We start from the raw sequence: 19,870 nt of genomic DNA, 5'->3' as shown, positions 1-19,870 counted from the left end.
TTCTCCTTAAAGTGAACAGGACAGTACCTGTATCTTGATAACGTATTACTGCTTCGCGCCGTCGACAATCCACTGCGCAATCATCTTGGCATCGCCTTCGCTGATGGTTTGCGGCGGCATGGGGATAGAGCCCCACACACCTGAACCGCCCTTGATGATGCGTGTGGTCAACTCGGCGACCATATCTTTTTTGCCGCCATACTTGCCAGCGACTTCCTTGTAACCTGGGCCGACCAGCTTGTTGTCACCCAAGCTATGGCAGGCCAGGCAGGACTTGTCTTTCAAAAGAGCAACCACCTTGGCGTCAGGATTGCTGTCCGCCGCGGCTTTTTCCTTGGCTTTCTTTTCCTGCTCTGCCGCAGATTCGGTCATCATGCCGCGGATCGGACCCCAGGTGCGGTACTGATCTGCCAGATTGCCGTTATTGTTCAGCGCAAACTCAGGAATGAAGCTGGTGATTTTGGGAGCTGGTGCGCAGTTTTTCATGCAATCCGTGTTGTGGGTATCCGGGATACCCCCATTCCCGATCTCTTTGCCTGGCCACATGCCGTGGTTCCAGATCATGCCATTGCGGTTAGGCAGCATGTCCTGAACTTGTTGCACGTTGTCACGGGTCAGTACGAAGTTGCCGGGCACCACGTTGGCCAGGTTCAACAGGTAGGCCACCAGCGCATAAGTGTCGTCCCAGGTCAGCGAGCCCGGCTCGTTCCAAGGCATGGCGCGGTGGATGTAGTCGAACAGCGTGGACACCGTGGACAGCTTTTCAATGGTGGTTGCGCCATCATTGGTGTTCGCCAACTTGGCGACACGACCCGTCTTGATGTCCTGCTTGGTGGCCTGGTAGGCACCGACCAGAGGCGGGAACACCGCGTTGGAATCGGCAAAGTCACCGTGGCACGAAGCGCACTTGGCCTCCCACAGCTTGGTGCCGGTTGCCACGCTGCCTTGACCGACCGGCAGGCCGGCGAAATCAGGGCGAACGTCGATGTTCCAGGCCTTGATTTCATCGGGCGTTGCCGTACGACCCAGGGTGGCATCGAGCTTCAGGTCCTTTGCGGGGACTTGGGGATGGACGGGCATGCCCGCCGCCGAGGCCACCGTGGCGCCGCCGACAAACATTCCTCCCAGAATGACCGCCAGCGCGGCTTTACGAATTCGCGAGTTGGACATTGCGAACATCTCCATTTTCTTCAACTTGCCAAGTTTGGATTGCGTTGTTGTGATAGACGGACCGAGTACCGCGCACTTTGCGCAGTTCTTCATAGGTGGGCTGCACCATGCCGGTTTCGTCAATCGCGCGACTTTGCAGGAAGGCGACCTGCCCCTTCCAAACCCAAGGCACATTGAACCGAGTGAATGCCTTGCTCTGGATCGGCCCTTCAAGACGCGCGGGCTGCCAGTTCACGCCGCCGTCGAACGAGACATCGACACGCTTGATTTTGCCGCGGCCCGACCAAGCCAGACCCGAGACGTTGTAGAGCCCTTTGTCCAACAACACCTGACCACCGGACGGCGAGGTGATCACCGACTTGACTTCCATGACCGAGGTGTATTGACGCAGACGGCCATCGGGCATCAGATCGACGTAGCCCACGGTTTCGTCCTTGGTGGCGAAAGGCTGGGTACCGAGCTTGATGCGGCGCAGGTACTTGATGTTGGAAACGCCTTCGACCCCCGGCACCACCAAACGCAGCGGGTAGCCGTTTTCCGGGCGGAGCATTTCACCGTTCTGGCCGTAGGCCACCAGCACCTCACCCGACAGCACGAGCGACATCGGGATGGTGCGGTTTTCGGTCGAGCCGTCAGCGCCTTCCGCCATGATGAAGCGAACACCCTTGAGGTCGGCGCCGCAGTCTTCGAGAATGTCGATGAGCGGCACACCGGTGAACTCGGAGCAGGACACCATGCCGTGCGTATATTGCACGGTCGGCAGTGCCACGTTGCCCCATTCCATCGCGGAGTTAGCGCCGCATTCGATGAAGTGGAAGCGCGACACCGGCTGCATGCGCATGATGTCGCCCACGGTATAGACCTTGGGCTTCTTGATGAGATTCTTCTCACCCATCACCATGAAGCGGAAGTCTTCCGGATTGATGTCGTACCAGCCCTGGTGCGAGCGGTTGAAGTGCAGACCCGCCGGCGTGACGATACCGAACATGCCTTGCAGCGGCGCAAAGGCCACGTTGGCCTGATTCACCGCAGCCAGACCCGGACTGATGCGGCGCACCAAGTCCTTTTCGTACTTGGACGGCATGCCGTAAGGCGGCTCGTTCACCGGAGCGCCCAGAGTGGTGCGCCACTCCTGCTCTTTCAGGATGAACTTGCTGCCCTTGTCACCCTCCCAGTCTTTGCGATCGGCTGCGTAGACGTTCGCTGCACCGCCAGCGGCCATGGTGGCGCTGGCCGTCAGAAACGCTTTACGCAAAAAGTCGCGGCGACCTCCCTGAACCTGGGCGATCTGCTCAGCGCTCAGGAAGTTTTCCGGTGCTTTACGCAGCCGGCCTAGCTTTTTTGTGTAGTCACTCATCCTCTTTCTCGCTTAGTAGGCACGTCGGGCCAGGCGATCCGTCTGCGAAACCGATTCAGGATCGTCGAGCTCGATGGCAATTTGAGTACACACGGTCCGGCACAACTGCACTGCCTTCTCGCTCTGCACACGGTAATAAACCAGATTACCGACGCGGCGCTTGGCGACCACACCGGCTTGATACAACACCTTGAGATGCTGGGACACGTTGGGCTGGGTCGAATCGACCGAGTCCATGATTTCTGTCACGCTTTTTTCGCCTGTACAGATGGAATTGAGGATGCGCAAGCGCAGGGGGGTGGCGAGGACGCCGAAGAGCTCGGCGGCGGAATCGAACACCCGATCCGCGTCGACCGAGAGATCATCTGCGGGCGACGTCACCAGTTCCGGGAGCGTGTCAGTTTGTGGCATATGAATTTGCTTATAAGCAAGCACTGATATTTTTCAAACCCTGACGGGGCTTGTCCACCCTTGGCGGCTAGGAGTTTCCCTAGTCAGGGACGCGCAATTGCATCAGGAATTTGCTGAAGGGCAAGCGGGTCTTCCAGTGTAGTGAGGTCGCCGGGGTCACGGCCTTCGCAAATCGCCTGGATCGCGCGACGCAACATTTTTCCTGAGCGGGTCTTGGGCAGTGCCGTCACCAGGCAGATGCGCTGGGGTCTGGCGACGGCGCCGAGTTGGGCGTCGACGTGGGCGGCGATGGAGGCCTGACTGGCCTGCGCAGTCACATTATCCTGCCCCGGACGCAGAACCACGAAGGCCCAGGCGGCTTGTCCTTTGAGTGCATCCTGCACGCCCACGACGGCCACCTCGGCCACTGCGGGATGCGCGCTGATGCTCTCTTCGATTTCGCGCGTGCCGAGCCTGTGTCCGGCCACATTGATGACATCGTCGGTGCGACCGAGGATGTAGAGATAGCCGTCGGCGTCCTGACGGCCCCAGTCGAAGGTGGAATACACCTGCCGGTTCGGGTATGTACTCCAGTAGGTATCCACAAAACGGGCGTCGTCGCCCCAGATGGTTTGCAGACAACCGGGCGGCAGCGGCCAGTCGATCGCCACCACGCCTTTTTCGCCGGGAGCGACCGGCTCGCCGTCTGTCTCGTTGCGCAGGCAGACTTTGTAACCCGGCATGGAAACGCCGGGGGAGCCCATGCGAGAAGCCACGTCGGGAAATCCCAGCGGGGTTGCCAGAATGGGCCAGCCAGTTTCGGTTTGCCAATAGTTGTCGATCACCGGCTTGTTCAGCGATTCGGCGGCCCAGCGGCCAGTGGGTTCGTCCAGCGGCTCGCCCGCGAGAAAAATGGCACGCAGACTCGACAGGTCGTGCCGCTGCAACAGCGCGGGGTCATGGCGCTTGAGCACGCGCATGGCGGTTGGGGCGGAGAACATCTGATTGACGCGATACTGCTCGACGATGCGCCAGAACACAGCGGCATCCGGGCGGATGGGGGTGCCCTCGTACAGAATGGTGGTCATGCCGGAGAGCAAGGGCGCATACACGATGTAGCTATGCCCCACAACCCAGCCGATGTCGCTCGTACAGAAAAACGTCTCCCCGGGCTGGCCGCCGAAAATCACGCGCATGGACAGTTGCAGCGCCACGGCATAGCCCCCGGTATCGCGCTGCACGCCCTTGGGTTTGCCCGTCGTGCCCGAGGTATAGAGGATGTAGCTCGGATGGGTGGAATCGACCCAGACGCAGGGCACTTCCGCCCGGGCGTGCCGGGTACGCAAATCGGCGTAGGAAACATCGCGCGGCTGCTGCCGGGCCCAATCCGCCAGCCCGCGATCGACCACGATGACCTGCTCGGGCGGATGCTGCGACAGACGCAGCGCTTCGTCGAGCAAGGGTTTGTACGACACGACCTTGCCCGCGCGCGATCCAGCGTCGGCGCTGACGATGACTTTGGGTTGCGCGTCATCGATACGCGCCGCAAGGCTCACCGACGCGAACCCGCCGAACACCACCGAATGCACCGCGCCCAGACGCACGCAGGCCAGCATGGCGAACACCGCCTCGGGAATCATCGGCATATAGATCAGCACCCGGTCGCCCTGGGTGACGCCCAGGCTCTGCAAACTGGCCGCCATGATCTGCACCTCACGGTGCAGCTCGGCGTAGCTATAGCTCACCTCCTGGCCCGTTTCGGTGGACACATACACCAGCGCGGCTTGCCCGGCGCGCTCCGGCAGATGGCGGTCGACCGCGTTGTGACAGAGGTTGGTCAAGCCCCCCGAAAACCAGGCGGAGAATGGCGGTTTGCTGCGGTCGAGCACACTGTTCCACGGCTTTTTCCAATCGATGGCCTGCGCCTGCTCGGCCCAGAAAGCTTCGGGTGAATCGACGCTGCGGCGGTAAAAATCGGCGTAAGACGCATCAATCATCGCACTGTCTCCTGTTTTGTATGAATGCGGCCCAGCCTAGGAATGGGCGCTGACGCCGAACTGACTCATCGATGAGCTGAGGGGAGCCGCGATCAAATCTTCACCACAAGCCGACCCCGCACTTTGCCGTCGAGCAATTCTTGCGCAGCGGTTTGAGCCTGATCGAGCGGGATGTCGTGAGCGATCTGATCGAGCATCGGCGCATCGATCAGATCGGCCAGCTTCTGCCAGGCTTTGCACCGAGCCGACTGCGGCTGCATCACGCTGTCGATTCCCGCCAGTGTCACGCCCCGCAGAATGAAGGGCGCCACCGTGGTTGGGAAATCCATGCCTCCCGCCAGTCCGCACGCGGCCACCACGCCGCCCCAGCGGGTTTGTGCGCAGGCGTTGGCCAGGGTGTGGCTGCCCACCGTATCCACCACCGCCGCCCAGCGCTCTTTCTGCAACGGTTTGCCGGGCGACGAAAGCGTGTTGCGGTCGATCACCTCAGCGGCCCCGAGCGCGCGCAAATAGGCTTGCTCCTGCAACTTGCCAGTTGACGCCACGACCGTCCATCCCATTTTGGCCAGCAGCGCCACGGCCACGCTGCCCACGCCACCGCTTGCCCCCGTCACCAGCACGCTGCCCTGCGCGGGAAGCGCGCCATGCCGCTCGATCGCCAGCACGCACAGCGCCGCGGTATAACCGGCAGTACCCAACGCCATAGCCTGTCGCGCGGTGAAGGCCTTGGGCAGCCGGATCAACCAGTCTCCATTGAGCCGCGCTCGCTGGCTCAGGCAGCCCCAATGCGTTTCGCCCACGCCCCAGCCGTTGAGCACCCAGCGGTCGCCAGGCTGCCAGTCGGCATGCGTGCTTTCAAGCACCGTGCCTGCGCCGTCGATGCCCGGCACCATGGGCCAGCGCCGCACGACCGGGCCGCGGTTGGTCAGCGCCAGCGCGTCTTTGTAGTTCAGGGTGGAATATTCCACCGCGACGGTCACGTCTCCCGCAGGGAGTTCTTCGTCTGGCCATGCCGCCAGGGTGGCACTGAAGCCTTGATCGGTCTGATTGAGTTTCCAGGCAGTGAACATCGTGTTTTCCCGTTGAGGCGGCAATGCTTCTTGCACTGCACAATGATTGACACATTCAAGCGTTCTATCTAAATTCACGCGATTATGCGTGTCAACCCCTTGTTCGCCCAGATTGCCTTGACCTGTTGCCTGTTAGGACCGTGCGGCATCACCTCAGTCTGGGCCGGCCCGCGTGTGCTGCCCCAGATCGACCCGGCGCAGCCCTCTGAAAAAGCGGTGCAAGACGTGCAAAACGCCCAGCGCGACGACGCCTCACTGCGCCAATGGTTGACGCAAAACGGCTTTGTGCATCAGGTCTCCACCCGGGCTTCCGACTTGGTGGTCAATGCACTGAGCTTTCTGGGCGTGAAATATCGCTACGGCGGCGACTCTGCGCGCAGCGGCTTCGATTGCTCGGGTTTTGTGCGCTACGTCTATCAGGAAACGCTGGGCACGGTGCTGCCGCACAACGCCGCGGAGCAGGCGCACGAAGGAGAAAAGATTCCAGAAAGCCAGCTCAAACCGGGCGATCTGGTGTTTTTCAACACGCTGCGCCGAGCCTTCTCGCATGTGGGCATTTACATCGGCGATGGTCAGTTCATTCACTCTCCCCGACCAGGCCAGACTGTGCGCGTCGAAAATCTCGATTCGCCTTACTGGGCCAAACGCTTCGACGGCGCGCGCCGCATCATGACGAGCCCGCAGACCGAAGTCGCGCAAGACGACCCCGGCAGCAGCCCGAGCGATGCTGCGGCACAGGCGGGGCAATAAGCGAGCTCGGCACCCGCTTCTGAGCAGCTAGAAAACGGGCCGAGGCCCGTTTTTTATCGCCGTGGCGGCGGCAGATCGGTACAGCTGCCCTCTGCTACCTCAGCCGCCAGACCCACGGATTCGCCCAGTGTGGGATGCGGATGGATGGTGCGGCCGATGTCCACCGCGTCCGCCCCCATCTCGATCGCCAGAGCGATTTCGCTGATAAGGTCGCCCGCGTGCGTGCCGACAATACCGCCGCCGACGATGCGGTGAGTCGCCTTATCGAACAACAGCTTGGTGAAACCCTCGTCACGCCCGTTGGCGATGGCCCGGCCCGATGCCGTCCACGGAAACAGCCCCTTGGTCACGGCGATGCCTTGCGCTTTGGCTGCGTCTTCGGTCAGGCCGACCCAGGCGATCTCCGGATCGGTATAGGCCACGCTGGGAATCACCCGCGCGTCGAAGGCCGACTTCGCCAGCGCGTCGTCGCCCTTGAGTTCGCCCGCGCACACCTCGGCGGCGACATGGCCCTCGTGCACCGCCTTGTGCGCCAGCATGGGCTGACCGATGATGTCGCCAATGGCATGGATGTGCGGCACGTTGGTGCGCAACTGCGCATCCACCGGAATGAATCCGCGCTCGTTCACCGCTACACCTGCCTTGTCGGCCGCGATTTTGCGGCCATTGGGCGCGCGGCCCACGGCTTGCAGCACCAGGTCGTAGCGCTGCGGCTCGGTAGGAGCGCCTTCGCCCTCAAACGTCACCCAGATGCCGTCAGGCTTGGCTTCGGCGGCCACCGTCTTGGTCTTGAGCATCATGCGGTCGAAGCGCTTGGCGTTGAGTTTCTGCCAGACCTTCACCAGATCGCGGTCGGCACCGGGCATGAGGCCGTCGAGCATTTCCACCACATCCAGACGCGCGCCCAGCGTGGAATACACCGTGCCCATCTCCAGCCCGATGATGCCGCCGCCGACGATGAGCATATTCTTCGGCGCCTGCTCCAGAGTGAGCGCGCCGGTGGAATCGACGATGCGCGGGTCATCGGGCAAAAAGGGTAGTCGCACCGCCTGACTGCCGGCCGCGATGATGGCGCGCTGAAAGCCCACCGTCTGCGTGGCGCCGGTCTTGTTCTGGCCCTCGCCCTCGGTGAGTTCGACCTGCACATGGTGCGCGTCGATGAACGCCCCATAGCCGCGCACGACGGTGACCTTGCGCATTTTCGCCATGGCCGCCAGACCGCCGGTGAGCTTGCCCACCACCTTGGCCTTGTGCGCCGCCAGCTTGGCGCGATCGACCTTGGGCGCGCCGAATTCCACCCCGAGGTCGGCGAAATGCGCCGCTTCGTCCATGACTGCGGCCACATGCAGCAGCGCCTTGCTGGGTATGCAGCCGACGTTGAGGCACACGCCCCCCAAAGCGGCGTAACGCTCGACCAGCACCACCTTCAGGCCCAGGTCGGCGGCGCGAAATGCTGCGGAATATCCCCCGGGGCCAGCGCCGAGCACCAGCACGTCGCACTCCACATCGACCTTGCCAGAGAACGCTGCGGCAGCCTGCGGCGCGGGTGAGGTTTGTGGCGCCGTGTTTGTCGGCGCGGCGGCAGGCGCGGGCGGCGCGGGCGTAGTCTCGGCGCTTGCCTGCGCACACGCAGCGTCCAGCTCCAGCAAAACCGTGCCTTCGCTCACCTTGTACTCTCCACCGTGACCAGCGATTGATCGACCGCGATCTGGTCTCCGGCCTTCACCAGAACCTCGATCACTTCCACATCCTTGAAGTCCCCGATATCGGGAACCTTGACTTCGATGATGGCCATATCGTGCTCCCGGTCAGATCAGCACACGCCGCAGATCGGCGAGCAACTCGCCGAGCACGGTGGTGAAGCGCGCGGCCATCGCCCCGTCGATGACGCGGTGGTCGTACGACAGCGACAGCGGCAGCATCAGCCGTGGCTGGAATGCGGCGCCGTCCCAGACCGGTTTGATCTGCGATTTGGACAGCCCCAATATGGCCACTTCCGGCGCATTGATGATGGGCGTGAAGGCCGTTCCGCCCACACCGCCCAGGCTGGAAATGGTGAAGGTCGCGCCCTGCATGTCTGAAGGCTTGAGCTTGCCTTCGCGCGCCGTCGCGGCCAGCTCGCCCATTTCCTTGGCGATTTGCGCCAGGCCCTTCTTGTCCACATCCTTGAGCACCGGCACGACCAGGCCTTGCGGCGTATCGGCCGCGAAACCCAGGTGGATGTAGTCCTTCAGAGTGAGGTTCTCGCCGCTTTCATCGAGCGAACTGTTGAATGCGGGCATTTGCTTGAGCACCGTCACGCAGGCTTTCATCACAAAGGCGAGCATGGTGAGCTTCACGCCTTGCTTGGCCATGCGTTCGTTGCTGCTCTTGCGGAATTCTTCCAGCTCGGTGATGTCGGCCTCGTCGAACTGGGTGACATGCGGAATCATCGCCCAGTTGCGCGCCAGATTGGGGCCCGAGAGCTTTTTGATGCGCGACAGCGGCTGGCTGCTGACCGGGCCGAACTTGGCAAAATCCACCTTGGGCCAGGGCAGGAGCGTGAGCCCGCCCAGGCTGGCTGCGCCCTTGCCCGCACCGACTCCCGCCACAGCCGCAGCCTGAGTCACGGTCTGGCCTGACATCACCGCCTTGACGAAGGCTTGCACATCCTCCGCGGTGATGCGGCCCTTGCTGCCGCTGCCCTTGACTTCCGCCAGCGGCACGCCGAGTTCACGCGCCAGCTTGCGCACACTCGGCGAAGCGTGCGGCAGCAGCGCAGCGGATGCCGCAGGCTCGTGCACCGGCAACGCGGCGGTAGGCGGGGTGTGGTGACGCGGCTCGGAGGCGAAACCCACGCCAACCGCCGCAGGAGGCAGCGCGACCGGGGGCGATGCCTCGGGCTGCGCAGGCTCGGCTGCTGCTGGAACGGCCGGAGCGGACGGAGTTTCTGCGGCGGGCGGTGCGTCGGCGGCGCCTGCGGCGTCGAGCTCGAGCAAGACCGAGCCACTCTCCACCGTGACCAGCGATTGATCGACCGCGATCTGGTCTCCGGCCTTCACCAGAACCTCGATCACTTCCACATCCTTGAAGTCCCCGATATCGGGGACCTTGACCTCGACGACGGCCATGTTGGGTGTCTCCTGTTGTGTGTGCGTTCGGCGGTCGTTCAGGCGTAGAGCGAGAACACCTTCTCCGTGTCGATGCCGTACTTGGCAATGGCCTCGGTGAGCTTGGACGCAGGCAGCGCGCCCTCATCGACCAGACCGCGCAGCGCAGCCAGCACGATGTAGTGGCGATCGACCTCGAAGTGGCGGCGCAGTTCGGTGCGGGTATCCGAGCGGCCGAAGCCGTCGGTGCCCAGCACCCGGTAGTTGCGTCCCTTGGGCAGGAAGGGACGAATTTGTTCGGCGAACAGGCGCACATAGTCAGTGCTGGCCACCACCGGGCCTGCGTGCTTGTCGAGCTGCTGCGTGACGAAGGGCACGCGCGGCTTGTCGGTCGGGTGCAGCAGATTCCAGCGTTCGGCGGCCTTGCCATCACGCGCCAGTTCGTTGAAGCTCGGGCAGCTCCACACGTCGGCGGCGACGCCCCAGTCGCTTTCCAGCAGTTCCTGCGCCGCCAGACTTTCGCGCAGGATGGAACCGGAGCCGAGCAACTGCACGCGCTGCTTGACCTCGGCCTTGCCCGGCTTGCACAGATACATGCCCTTGAGAATCTGCTCTTCGGTGCCCGGCTGCAGCCCGGGTTGGGCGTAGTTTTCGTTGAGCAGGGTCAGGTAATAGAACACGTTCTCCTGATTCTCGACCATGCGCTTGAGACCCGCATGCAGGATGACGGCCACCTCGTGGGCGAAGGTCGGGTCGTAGCTGATGCAGTTGGGCACGTTGGCGGCCATGACCTGGCTGTGGCCGTCTTCGTGCTGCAGCCCTTCGCCGTTGAGCGTGGTGCGCCCGGAGGTGCCGCCCAGCAGGAAGCCGCGCGCCAACATGTCGCCCGCGGCCCAGATCAGGTCGCCGATGCGCTGGAAGCCGAACATCGAATAGAAGATGTAGAACGGAATGGTGATGCGGTTGCTGTGCGAGTAGCTGGTGGCCGAGGCGATCCACGAGCACATGCCGCCCGCTTCGTTGATGCCTTCCTGCAGGATCTGGCCCTGTTTGTCTTCGCGGTAATACATCACCTCGCCACGATCGACCGGGGTGTATTTCTGTCCTTCCGGCGCGTAGATGCCGATCTGCCGGTACAGCCCTTCCATGCCGAAGGTACGGGTTTCGTCCACCAGAATGGGCACGACGCGCGGGCCCAGCGTCTTGTCGCGCAGCAGTTGGTTGAGGCAGCGCACATAAGCCTGGGTGGTGGAGATTTCGCGGCCCTCGGCCGTGGCTTCGAGCATGGGCTGGAAAATCTCTTTCAGATCGGGCATGGGCAGATGTTCGTCGGCCTTTTCGCGGCGCTGCGGCAGCGGGCCGCCCAGGGCCTTGCGACGCTCCATCAGGTACTTCATTTCCGGCGTGTCGTCGGCCGGCTTGAAGAACGGCAGCTTGGGCAGTTCGCTGTCGGGCACCGGGATGTTGAAACGGTCGCGGAATTCGCGAATGTCTTCATCGGTGAGCTTTTTGACCTGGTGCGCCACATTGCGCGCCTCGGCCGCGCGGCCCATGCCATAGCCCTTGATGGTCTTGACCAGCAGCACCGTGGGGCCGCCCTGATGGTTGGCCGCAGCGTGGAAGGCGGCATAGACTTTTTGCGGATCGTGGCCGCCGCGGTTCAGGCGCCAGATGTCTTCGTCGCTCATGTGCTCGACCATCTTGAGCAGGCGCGGGTCGCGGCCGAAGAAATGCTTGCGCACGAAGGCGCCGTCATTGGCCTTCATCGCCTGATAGTCGCCGTCGAGCACATCCATCATCACCTGACGCAGGATGCCGTCTTTGTCGCGCGCCAGCAGCGGGTCCCAGTAAGAGCCCCAAATGAGTTTGATGACGTTCCAGCCCGAGCCGCGGAACTCGGCCTCGAGCTCCTGGATGATCTTGCCGTTGCCGCGCACCGGGCCGTCGAGGCGCTGCAGATTGCAGTTGATGACGAACACCAGGTTGTCGAGCTTTTCGCGCGCCGCCAGCCCCACGGCGCCGAGCGCCTCGGGCTCGTCCATTTCGCCGTCGCCGCAGAAAGCCCAGACCTTGCGCTTGGAGGTATCGGCAATGCCACGGGCGTGCAGATACTTGAGATAGCGCGCCTGGTAGATCGCCATGATCGGCCCCAGCCCCATGCTCACTGTTGAGAATTGCCAGAAGTTCGGCATCAACTTGGGGTGGGGGTAGCTCGACAGCCCTTTGCCGCCGACTTCCTGGCGGAAATGCAGGAGCTGCTCTTCCGTCAACCGCCCTTCCATATAGGCGCGGGCGTAGATGCCCGGCGCGCTATGGCCCTGAAAGTAAATCAGATCACCGCCGTGTTCGGCTGTGGGCGCGTGCCAGAAATGGTTGAAGCCAGTGCCATACATGGTGGCCAGCGAGGCGAACGAAGCCATGTGCCCGCCCAGATCGCCTCCATCGGCCGGATGCAGACGGTTCGCGTGCACCACCATCGCCATGGCGTTCCAGCGCATGTAGGCGCGCAGCCGCTCCTCGATCTCAACATTGCCCGGACTGCGCACCTCGTCGTCGGTGGCAATGGTGTTGACGTAGGCGGTGTTGGCCGAGAAGGGCACGTCCACGCCGTTCTGCCGCGCTTCGGCGATCAGCGATTCGAGGACGAAATGCGCCCGCTGCGGGCCTTCGGCGGCGATCAGCGCGTCCAGCGCATCCAACCACTCTCGGGTTTCCTGGGGATCGGCATCTCCCGCGGCGGCGGAAAGTGAGCTGGGTTGCATCTCGGGTAAGGCGGCCATCATGTTCTCCTCATGAATTTGTGGCGCAGTATCGCAAACAATTTTTCAAATCACAAGATTTGATTTCGCATCGTGAAATTAAAGGCGCGGTTTTGGCCGATTTCTTTCACCCATTTGCCTCGTTTGAAGATCGAACTGCGTCAACGCAAAATCTGCTGGTCAACTCAACTACCGGGCGGTTCTCGACAAAACGCAGGGCCGACATTTGAGGGCTCTGTTTTCCAGACACTCTAGACTGCTCCTGTGAATCCTTCAAAGCACGTTCCCACTTTCCGCCGTCGCAGTTGGCCGCAGCGCTTCGGGCTGTTGCGCGCGCGCGCGCAGCTGCGACGCATGCAGTCCGACCGTGTGCTGCTGGTGCTGCCTCTTGTCGTCTTCATTCTGTTTCTGGCGGCCATGGCCGCGCTGGTGAGCTATTCGCAGCAGGCCGACCTGCAACGCGACAAAGACAATTTGCAGCGCGATAGCGAATGGGCGCAGCAACGCATCAGCCTCGACCTCACCCTCGCGCAGGACCAAGTGCAGGCCATCGCCAACAACCTCTCTCTGCATGAAGACCGACCCGGGCCGTTCGACGTGCAGGCACTGCGCTTGCTGCGACGCTATCCGCAGTTGCTTTTGGTGTACTACGCACATCCCGATGGCGCCGTGGTGTTCAAAAAAGGCAACCCCAACCTCGCCACCGAGCAGATCGCCACCTTGGTGGGCAAGACACTCAAGCGCGCCAACAGCCTGCAACTCATGCAGCAGGCGCTGGTCAGTCAGCGCACCGCGTACTCAACACCCTTCAAGGGCGCCGACAACGGCTGGCTGCTCGAAACCGCCACGCCGGTGGTGCGCAACGACCAGCTCGCCGGCGTGGTGGGCGTGGTTTACTCCGTCGACGGCATCTTGCGCAACTCGGTGCCGGAAGACCTCAATGCCAGCTATGCCGTTTCGCTCCTCGGCCCCGACAACCAGCTACTCGACAGCGCTTCAAGCCAGCCCATACGCGACAAGGCGCTGCAGTACCGCGCACCCCTGCCCCCGTTCGAGCCCGGGCTGGTGCTGCAGGTCAGCAGCTATCGCAGCAGCCCGAGCTGGACGACCAAGGGCCTGTACTGGAGCGTGTTCCTGCTGTCGGCGCTCACCCTGTGGACGTTATTGACGAGCTGGAACCAGCTGCGCCAACGCCTGAGCGCACAAGAGGCGCTCACCCGCGAAACCGCCTTTCGCCGCGCCATCGAAAACTCGCTCTCCACCGGCATGCAGGCGGTGGACATGCAGGGCCGCATTCAATATGTCAACCTGTCGTTCTGCCGCATGACCGGCTTTGAAGACAGCGACCTGATCGGCAGCCAGCCGCCCTACCCCTACTGGCCCGCGCAACAAGGCGCTGAAATGGCCCTGGCCATTCAGCAAAGCCTCGATGGCCTGGCGCCACCCTCGGGATTCGCGCTGAAAATCCGCCGCAAGAACGGCAGCGAGTTCGACGCGCGGGTCTATGTCTCGCCGCTGATCGACGTGCGCGAGAAGCAGACGGGCTGGATCATGTCGGTCACCGACATCACCGAGCCCACCCGCATCCGGCAGGAACTCGCCGCCTCGCACGAGCGTTTCGTCGCCGTGCTCGAAGGGCTGGACGCCGCGGTGTCGGTGATCTCGCTGGGCACCGAAGAGCCGCTGTTCGCCAACAAGCTCTACCGGCAGTGGTTCGGCGCGTCTGTGCATGGCCACCTCATGCTCAATGGCGGGCAGATGACCTCGGTGGCCGACGACGATCATGTCGACACCGTCGACTCGTTTGCCGGCCTGCCCGCCGACGAAATCCTCGACGGCCACTCCAACGCGCATGAAACCCACGTCGAAGCGCTCGACCGCTGGTTCGACGTGCGCCAGCGCTATATGCAATGGGTGGACGGCCGGGTGGCCCAGTTGCTGATCGCCACCGACATCACGCCCCGCAAGCGCGCCGAGGAAACCGCGCGCAAGCAGGAAGAGAAGGCCCAGATCACCAGCCGACTGATCACCATGGGCGAGATGGCCTCGTCGCTGGCGCACGAGCTCAACCAGCCGCTCACCGCCATCAGCAACTATTCCTCGGGCATGATCGCCCGCGTCAAGACGCACGGCATGACCCAGCAGGAATTGATCGATGCGCTGGAAAAAACAGGACGGCAGGCGCAGCGGGCCGCCGGGGTCATCAAACGGGTGCGCGACTTTGTGAAAAAGAGCGAGCCCGCGCGGGTGTCGTGCCGCGTGCAGGACATTGTGCGCAACACCCTGGAACTGGCCGAAATCGAGCTCACCCGGCGCAATGTACGGCTGCTCAACTTCGTCGCTCCCGGCATTCCCACGCTGTACGCCGATCCGATTCTGATCGAGCAGGTGCTGCTCAACCTGCTGCGCAATGCGGCCGAATCGGTGGACAAGGCCGGGCGGCAAGGCAATCTGCGCAGCATCGAGCTCAAGATCATGTCGGATGCCGAGCGGGTGACTTTCACCGTCAAAGATCACGGCACCGGCATCGATGAAGCCGTGATGGAGCGACTGTTCGAAGCCTTCTACACCACCAAGGCCGAAGGCCTGGGCATCGGCCTGAACATCTGCCGCTCGATCATCGAGTATCACCAGGGCCGTCTCTGGGCCGAGAATTATTACAATCAGTCGGTGATTGCCGGATGCCTCTTCAGCTTCACCCTGCCGCTCGGAGCCCCCAAAGAGCGGCCTCGGCCACCGGCTCCCTCCGGCGATTCCGCGCATCCCGACTTCCTTCCGTCCCGCTTGTGATCCCCGGCCACTGAAGCCCCACTTCTCATCACTTCCCCATCCTTCTCGATTGCTCATGAAAACAGCCAACAAAGGTACCGTGTATGTGGTGGATGACGACGAGGCCGTGCGCGATTCGCTGCAGTGGCTGCTCGAAGGCAACGACTACCGCGTGCGCTGCTTCGAATCCGCCGAAAGTTTCCTCACCCGTTTCGACCCGCGCGAAGTCGCCTGCCTCATTGTGGACGTGCGCATGCCCGGCATGAACGGCCTGGAGCTGCAAGATGAATTGCTGCATCGCGGCTGCAGCATGCCGCTGGTGTTCATCACCGGCCACGGCGATGTGCCGATGGCGGTGGACACCATGAAAAAGGGCGCAATCGACTTCATCGAAAAACCGTTCAACGAAGTCGTGCTGCGCGACCTCGTCGATCGCATGCTGCAGAAAGCGCGTCTAACCGCCGATCAGCAACAGGCCGAAGCCAGCCGCGGCGCCCTGCTGGGCCGACTCACTGCGCGCGAGTCGCAGGTGCTCGAACGCATCGTGGCCGGACGGCTGAACAAGCAGATCGCCGACGATCTCAACATCAGCATCAAGACCGTTGAAGCGCACCGTGCCAACATTATGGAAAAGCTCAACGTCAGCACCGTGGCCGATCTGCTCAAGATTGCGCTGGGCGCACCGAAATAAATCCATCCCCTCCCCATGCACCACGCCCGCACCACGCGGGCGTGGTGCATTTTTCCAAGCCCATTCCCATGACAGCCCAACGCATCGACGGTCTCGCCCTCTCCGCCCAAATCCGCCAGCAGGTCGCGCAGCGCGCGCAGACCTGCACCGCTGCGGGACATCGCCCCGGCCTCGCCGTCATTCTGGTGGGCGACAGCCCGGCCAGCCAGGTCTATGTGCGCAACAAAATCAAGGCCTGCGAGCAGACCGGTATCCACTCGGTGCTGGAGCAATACGCCGCCGACCTGCAAGAAGCCGCGCTGCTGCAGCGCATCGCCGCGCTCAACGCCGATCCGGCGATCCACGGCATCCTGGTGCAATTGCCCCTGCCCCGCCACATCGACGCCAACAAGGTGATCGAAGCCATTGCACCGACCAAGGATGTGGACGGCTTTCATGTCGCCAGCGCAGGGGCGTTGATGGTAGGACAGCCCGGCTTCAAGCCCTGCACGCCTTATGGCTGCATGAAAATGCTCGAATCCATCGGCCTGTGCGATCTGCGCGGCAAGTCGGCGGTGGTGGTGGGCCGCTCGAACATTGTCGGCAAGCCGATGGCCTTGATGCTCCTGGCGGCCAATGCGACGGTAACCATCGCGCACAGCGGCACGGCCGATCTGGCTGCGGTGTGCCGCCGGGCCGATATTCTGGTGGCCGCCGTCGGGCGCGAGAACCTGATCACCGCCGACATGGTCAAGCCCGGCGCCGTGGTGATCGACGTGGGCATGAATCGCAACGCAGCGGGCAAGCTCTGCGGCGATGTGGATTTCGACGGTGTCAGCGAAGTCGCCGGCTGGATCACCCCGGTGCCCGGCGGCGTCGGGCCCATGACCATTGCGATGCTGCTGGTCAATACCCTGGAGTCGTGCGAGCGAGCCCACGCCCGCCCATAATTTCAGCCTCGTCCCCGACCCGACTTGATGCACCGACCGACGCCATGACTCTTGCTCTGCCCGCCAACAACCCGCTGTGTGATTTTCGCGATCTTCCCGACTATGCCGCGGTAAAACCCGAGCACATCGAGCCCGCGCTCGACGCGCTGATTCAGGCGGCGGAACAAACGCTGGATCAGGTCACCGCAACCACCACTGCCCCCACCTGGGCCGCCGTGGTTGAGCCGCTGGAGCGCGCCACCGAGCATCTGGGCCGTGCCTGGGGTGTCGTCGGCCACCTCAACGCCGTGGCCGACACCCCCGCCCTGCGCGCCGCCTACAACGCCATGCTGCCCAAGGTCACCGAGTTCTGGACCCGGCTGGGCCAGAACGAAGGGCTGCTGCGGCAATATCAGGCCCTGCACGACAGCGCCGAGTTTTCCCGCCTCAGCCCGACGCGCCAGCGCATCATCGAGCACGCCTTGCGTGACTTCCGCTTGAGCGGTGCGCTGCTCGAAGGCCCCGCCCGCAGCCGCTACGCCGAAATTCAGGAGCGCCTGGCCGCGCTCAGCCAAACCTTCTCCGAACATGTGCTCGATGCCACAGCGGCCTATGCCGAATACGTTGGCGAAGAGCAAACCGCCGGCATTCCGGCCGACGCCCTGCAGGCCGCGCGCGAAGCCGCCGAGCGCGACGGCAAACCCGGCTATAAATTTACCCTGCACTATCCGTCGTATATGCCCGTGCTGCAGCACGGCGAACATCGTCCGCTGCGCGAACGCCTCTACCGCGCCTACGTCACCCGTGCCAGCGAGCTGGGCGATGCAAAGTTCGACAACTCCGCCGTCATGGCCGAAATTCTCGCCCTGCGCGACGAAGAAGCCCGTCTGCTCGGCTACGCCAACTACGCCGAAGTCTCGCTGGTGCCCAAAATGGCCGACACCCCGGAGCAGGTGCTGCACTTTCTGCGCGACCTCGCCGCCCGCGCCCGTCCCTTCGCCCAGCGCGACCTCGACACCCTGCGCACCTTTGCGCAAACAGAGCTTGGCCTGGCCCCGCTCGAAGCCTGGGACATCGCCTGGGCCTCCGAGAAACTGCGGCAGTCGCATTACGCCCTGTCGGAGCAGGAAGTGCGGCAATATTTCACCCTGCCCACCGTCATCGCCGGGCTGTTCCGCGTGGTCGAAACCCTGTTCGGCGTGAAGCTGCGGCGGGTGGAGGGCGACATTCATGCCTGGCACGCCGATGCCGAGCTATATCGCATCGAAAACACCGAGGGTCGCAGCGTCGGCTTGTTCTATCTCGATCTGTACGCCCGCGACGGCAAACGCTCGGGCGCGTGGATGGATCATGTGCGTTCGCGCTGGCTACGCTCGGACGGCACGCTGCAAACTCCGGTCGCCACCCTCACCTGCAACTTTCCCTCGCCCGTGGGCGGAAAGCCCGCCCTGCTCAGCCACGACGACGTGCAGACCCTGTTCCACGAGTTCGGCCACGGGCTGCACCACATGCTCACCCAGGTGGACGACATCGCCGTGTCGGGCATCTCTGGCGTCGAATGGGACGCGGTGGAGCTGCCCAGCCAGCTGATGGAAAACTTCTGCTGGGAATGGGAAGTGCTGCGCTTTCTCACCCATCATGTGGAAACCGGCCAAGCCATGCCGCGCGCCTTGTTCGACAAAATGCTGGCCGCGAAAAACTTCCAGTCCGGTATGCAGACCCTGCGTCAGGTCGAGTTCTCTCTGCTCGATATGCGCCTGCACCACGACTTGCGCACTTTCTCCCCCGAAGCGATTGAAGCGCTGGTGGCGGAGAACCGCAACGAGATCGCCGTGCTGAAGCCACCGGCGTTCAACCGCTTCGTCAACAGTTTCTCCCACATCTTCGCCGGGGGCTACGCAGCGGGCTACTACAGCTACAAATGGGCTGAAGTGCTGTCGGCCGACGCCTTTGAGCGCTTCGAACAAGAAGGTCCGCTCAATCCGCAAGTGGGCAAGAGCTATCAGCAAGCCATCCTCGCCGTGGGCGGAAGCCGCGATGCCATCGACTCGTTCAAGGCCTTCCGTGGCCGCGAGCCGCGCATCGATGCCCTGCTCCGCCACAGCGGTATGACGGCTGAAGCGGCTGAAGTCGGCTGAGCGCACGCGATGGCCCCGAACCCGTCCCGCCGCCTGTGGCGAAAACACCGCGCTCGCAGCCCAGCCTGGGCGCAGCCGTGGCACACTTGCAGCTTGTCTTGGCCCTTGCTGCACAGAACGATGAAACGACTGACGAAACGAACTTCGCGCCACGCCCTCGTGTTTTCCGCCGCATTGGCGCTCGGCCTGACCGCGGGCACGCCCGCCTGGGCGATTTACAAGATCGTCGGCCCGGACGGCTCGGTTACCTTCAGCGATGTACCGCCCAGCAGCACGCAGGGCAAGGCTGTGCAGTCGTTGTCGGCCAACGGCAATGCGACGCCCAGCAGCTTTGCCGGCTTTCCCGTCGCGTTGCGTGAAGCGGCGCGCAAATACCCCGTCACGCTCTACACCGCGCCGCAATGCGAGGCCTGCGATGCCGCACGCGACTACCTGCAACAGCGCGGCATTCCCTTCGCCGAAAAAACCATCACGACCAATGCCGACATCAAGGCCTACAAGGCTTTGTCGAACGGCAGCGACCAGCTCCCGCTGGTGATCATCGGCAGCACCAAACTGAGCACCGGTTTCAGTTCCAGCAATTGGGACGTCGCGCTCGATGCTGCAGGCTATCCGAAGAAGAGCGAACTGCCGCGCGACTATGTGCGTCCGCAGCCCGTGGCGCTGGTGCCGCCCCCAGCCCAGAAAGCTTCGGCCCCCGGACAAAAGCGCGTGCCGACCGAACCTTCCGTGCTGCCACCGCCAAACCCGAACGCCCCCAAGGGCTTTCAGTTTTAGTCAGA

General features: G+C 63.1%; 13 protein-coding genes and 1 pseudogene. 6 read left to right on the top strand and 8 right to left on the bottom strand.

Translation table 11 applies throughout. The features are described 5' to 3' along the window. Positions 1-45: 45 nt before the first annotated feature. The 5 genes from B7X30_RS02260 to acuI all read right to left on the bottom strand — a co-directional run bounded on the left by B7X30_RS02260 (position 46) and on the right by acuI (position 5,984). Complete coding sequence (locus B7X30_RS02260; protein WP_156054672.1) at positions 46-1,170, bottom strand: c-type cytochrome; 1,125 nt, start codon at positions 1,168-1,170, stop codon at positions 46-48. Further along, complete coding sequence (gene soxC, locus B7X30_RS02255) at positions 1,148-2,527, bottom strand: sulfite dehydrogenase (RefSeq protein WP_156054671.1); 1,380 nt, start codon at positions 2,525-2,527, stop codon at positions 1,148-1,150. The genes B7X30_RS02260 and soxC overlap by 23 nt, the downstream gene beginning before the upstream one ends. A 12-nt stretch (positions 2,528-2,539) precedes the next feature. Then, on the bottom strand, positions 2,540-2,938 hold the full coding sequence (locus tag B7X30_RS02250; protein ID WP_013106575.1) for an ArsR/SmtB family transcription factor: 399 nt from the start codon (positions 2,936-2,938) through the stop codon (positions 2,540-2,542). 83 nt (positions 2,939-3,021) lie between these two features. Then, on the bottom strand, positions 3,022-4,914 hold the full coding sequence (locus B7X30_RS02245) for a propionate--CoA ligase (RefSeq protein ID WP_156054670.1): 1,893 nt from the start codon (positions 4,912-4,914) through the stop codon (positions 3,022-3,024). A 92-nt stretch (positions 4,915-5,006) separates the two neighbouring features. Further along, positions 5,007-5,984, bottom strand: a complete 978-nt coding sequence (gene acuI, locus B7X30_RS02240) for an acrylyl-CoA reductase (NADPH) (protein ID WP_156054669.1) — start codon at positions 5,982-5,984, stop codon at positions 5,007-5,009. A gap of 84 nt (positions 5,985-6,068) precedes the next feature. Between acuI and B7X30_RS02235 the strand changes: the two genes are divergently transcribed. Continuing rightward, positions 6,069-6,734 carry a C40 family peptidase gene (locus B7X30_RS02235; RefSeq protein ID WP_286728815.1) on the top strand — a complete coding sequence of 222 codons (666 nt, stop codon included), beginning with the start codon at positions 6,069-6,071 and terminating at the stop codon, positions 6,732-6,734. Positions 6,735-6,787: 53 nt separating this feature from the next. Here the strand turns inward: B7X30_RS02235 and lpdA are convergent. From lpdA to aceE, 3 genes and pseudogenes are all read right to left on the bottom strand, one after another. Continuing rightward, positions 6,788-8,529: pseudogene (gene lpdA, locus B7X30_RS02230) on the bottom strand (dihydrolipoyl dehydrogenase). Between the two features lie 13 nt (positions 8,530-8,542). Then, positions 8,543-9,844: a dihydrolipoyllysine-residue acetyltransferase gene (locus B7X30_RS02225; protein ID WP_286728814.1), complete on the bottom strand. Its 1,302-nt coding sequence runs from the start codon at positions 9,842-9,844 to the stop codon at positions 8,543-8,545. 38 nt (positions 9,845-9,882) lie between these two features. After that, the gene (gene aceE / locus B7X30_RS02220) at positions 9,883-12,603 is read right to left on the bottom strand and encodes a pyruvate dehydrogenase (acetyl-transferring), homodimeric type (RefSeq protein ID WP_286728813.1); all 2,721 of its coding nucleotides are present in this window, start codon (positions 12,601-12,603) and stop codon (positions 9,883-9,885) included. Positions 12,604-12,936: 333 nt separating this feature from the next. Between aceE and B7X30_RS02215 the strand changes: the two genes are divergently transcribed. From B7X30_RS02215 to B7X30_RS02195, 5 genes are all read left to right on the top strand, one after another. Beyond that, a complete protein-coding gene (locus tag B7X30_RS02215) occupies positions 12,937-15,372 on the top strand; it encodes a PAS domain-containing sensor histidine kinase (protein WP_041609281.1) in 2,436 nt (811 codons plus the stop codon). Positions 15,373-15,427: 55 nt separating this feature from the next. Further along, positions 15,428-16,042 (top strand): response regulator transcription factor, encoded by a 615-nt coding sequence (locus tag B7X30_RS02210; RefSeq protein ID WP_013106583.1) that lies wholly within the window; start codon positions 15,428-15,430, stop codon positions 16,040-16,042. A gap of 68 nt (positions 16,043-16,110) precedes the next feature. After that, positions 16,111-16,971 carry a bifunctional methylenetetrahydrofolate dehydrogenase/methenyltetrahydrofolate cyclohydrolase FolD gene (gene folD / locus B7X30_RS02205; protein WP_286728812.1) on the top strand — a complete coding sequence of 287 codons (861 nt, stop codon included), beginning with the start codon at positions 16,111-16,113 and terminating at the stop codon, positions 16,969-16,971. A 44-nt stretch (positions 16,972-17,015) separates the two neighbouring features. After that, the gene (locus B7X30_RS02200) at positions 17,016-19,088 is read left to right on the top strand and encodes a M3 family metallopeptidase (RefSeq protein ID WP_286728811.1); all 2,073 of its coding nucleotides are present in this window, start codon (positions 17,016-17,018) and stop codon (positions 19,086-19,088) included. A gap of 120 nt (positions 19,089-19,208) precedes the next feature. Further along, positions 19,209-19,865, top strand: a complete 657-nt coding sequence (locus tag B7X30_RS02195) for a glutaredoxin family protein (RefSeq protein WP_286728810.1) — start codon at positions 19,209-19,211, stop codon at positions 19,863-19,865. Positions 19,866-19,870 lie beyond the last annotated feature (5 nt).

The sequence above is a fragment of the Thiomonas sp. 13-64-67 genome, assembly GCF_002282795.1.
GTDB classification, from domain to species: domain Bacteria; phylum Pseudomonadota; class Gammaproteobacteria; order Burkholderiales; family Burkholderiaceae_C; genus Thiomonas; species Thiomonas arsenitoxydans.
The sequence above is the reverse complement of the archived record's forward strand: the minus strand, read 5'-3'. Positions and strand labels throughout refer to the sequence as shown.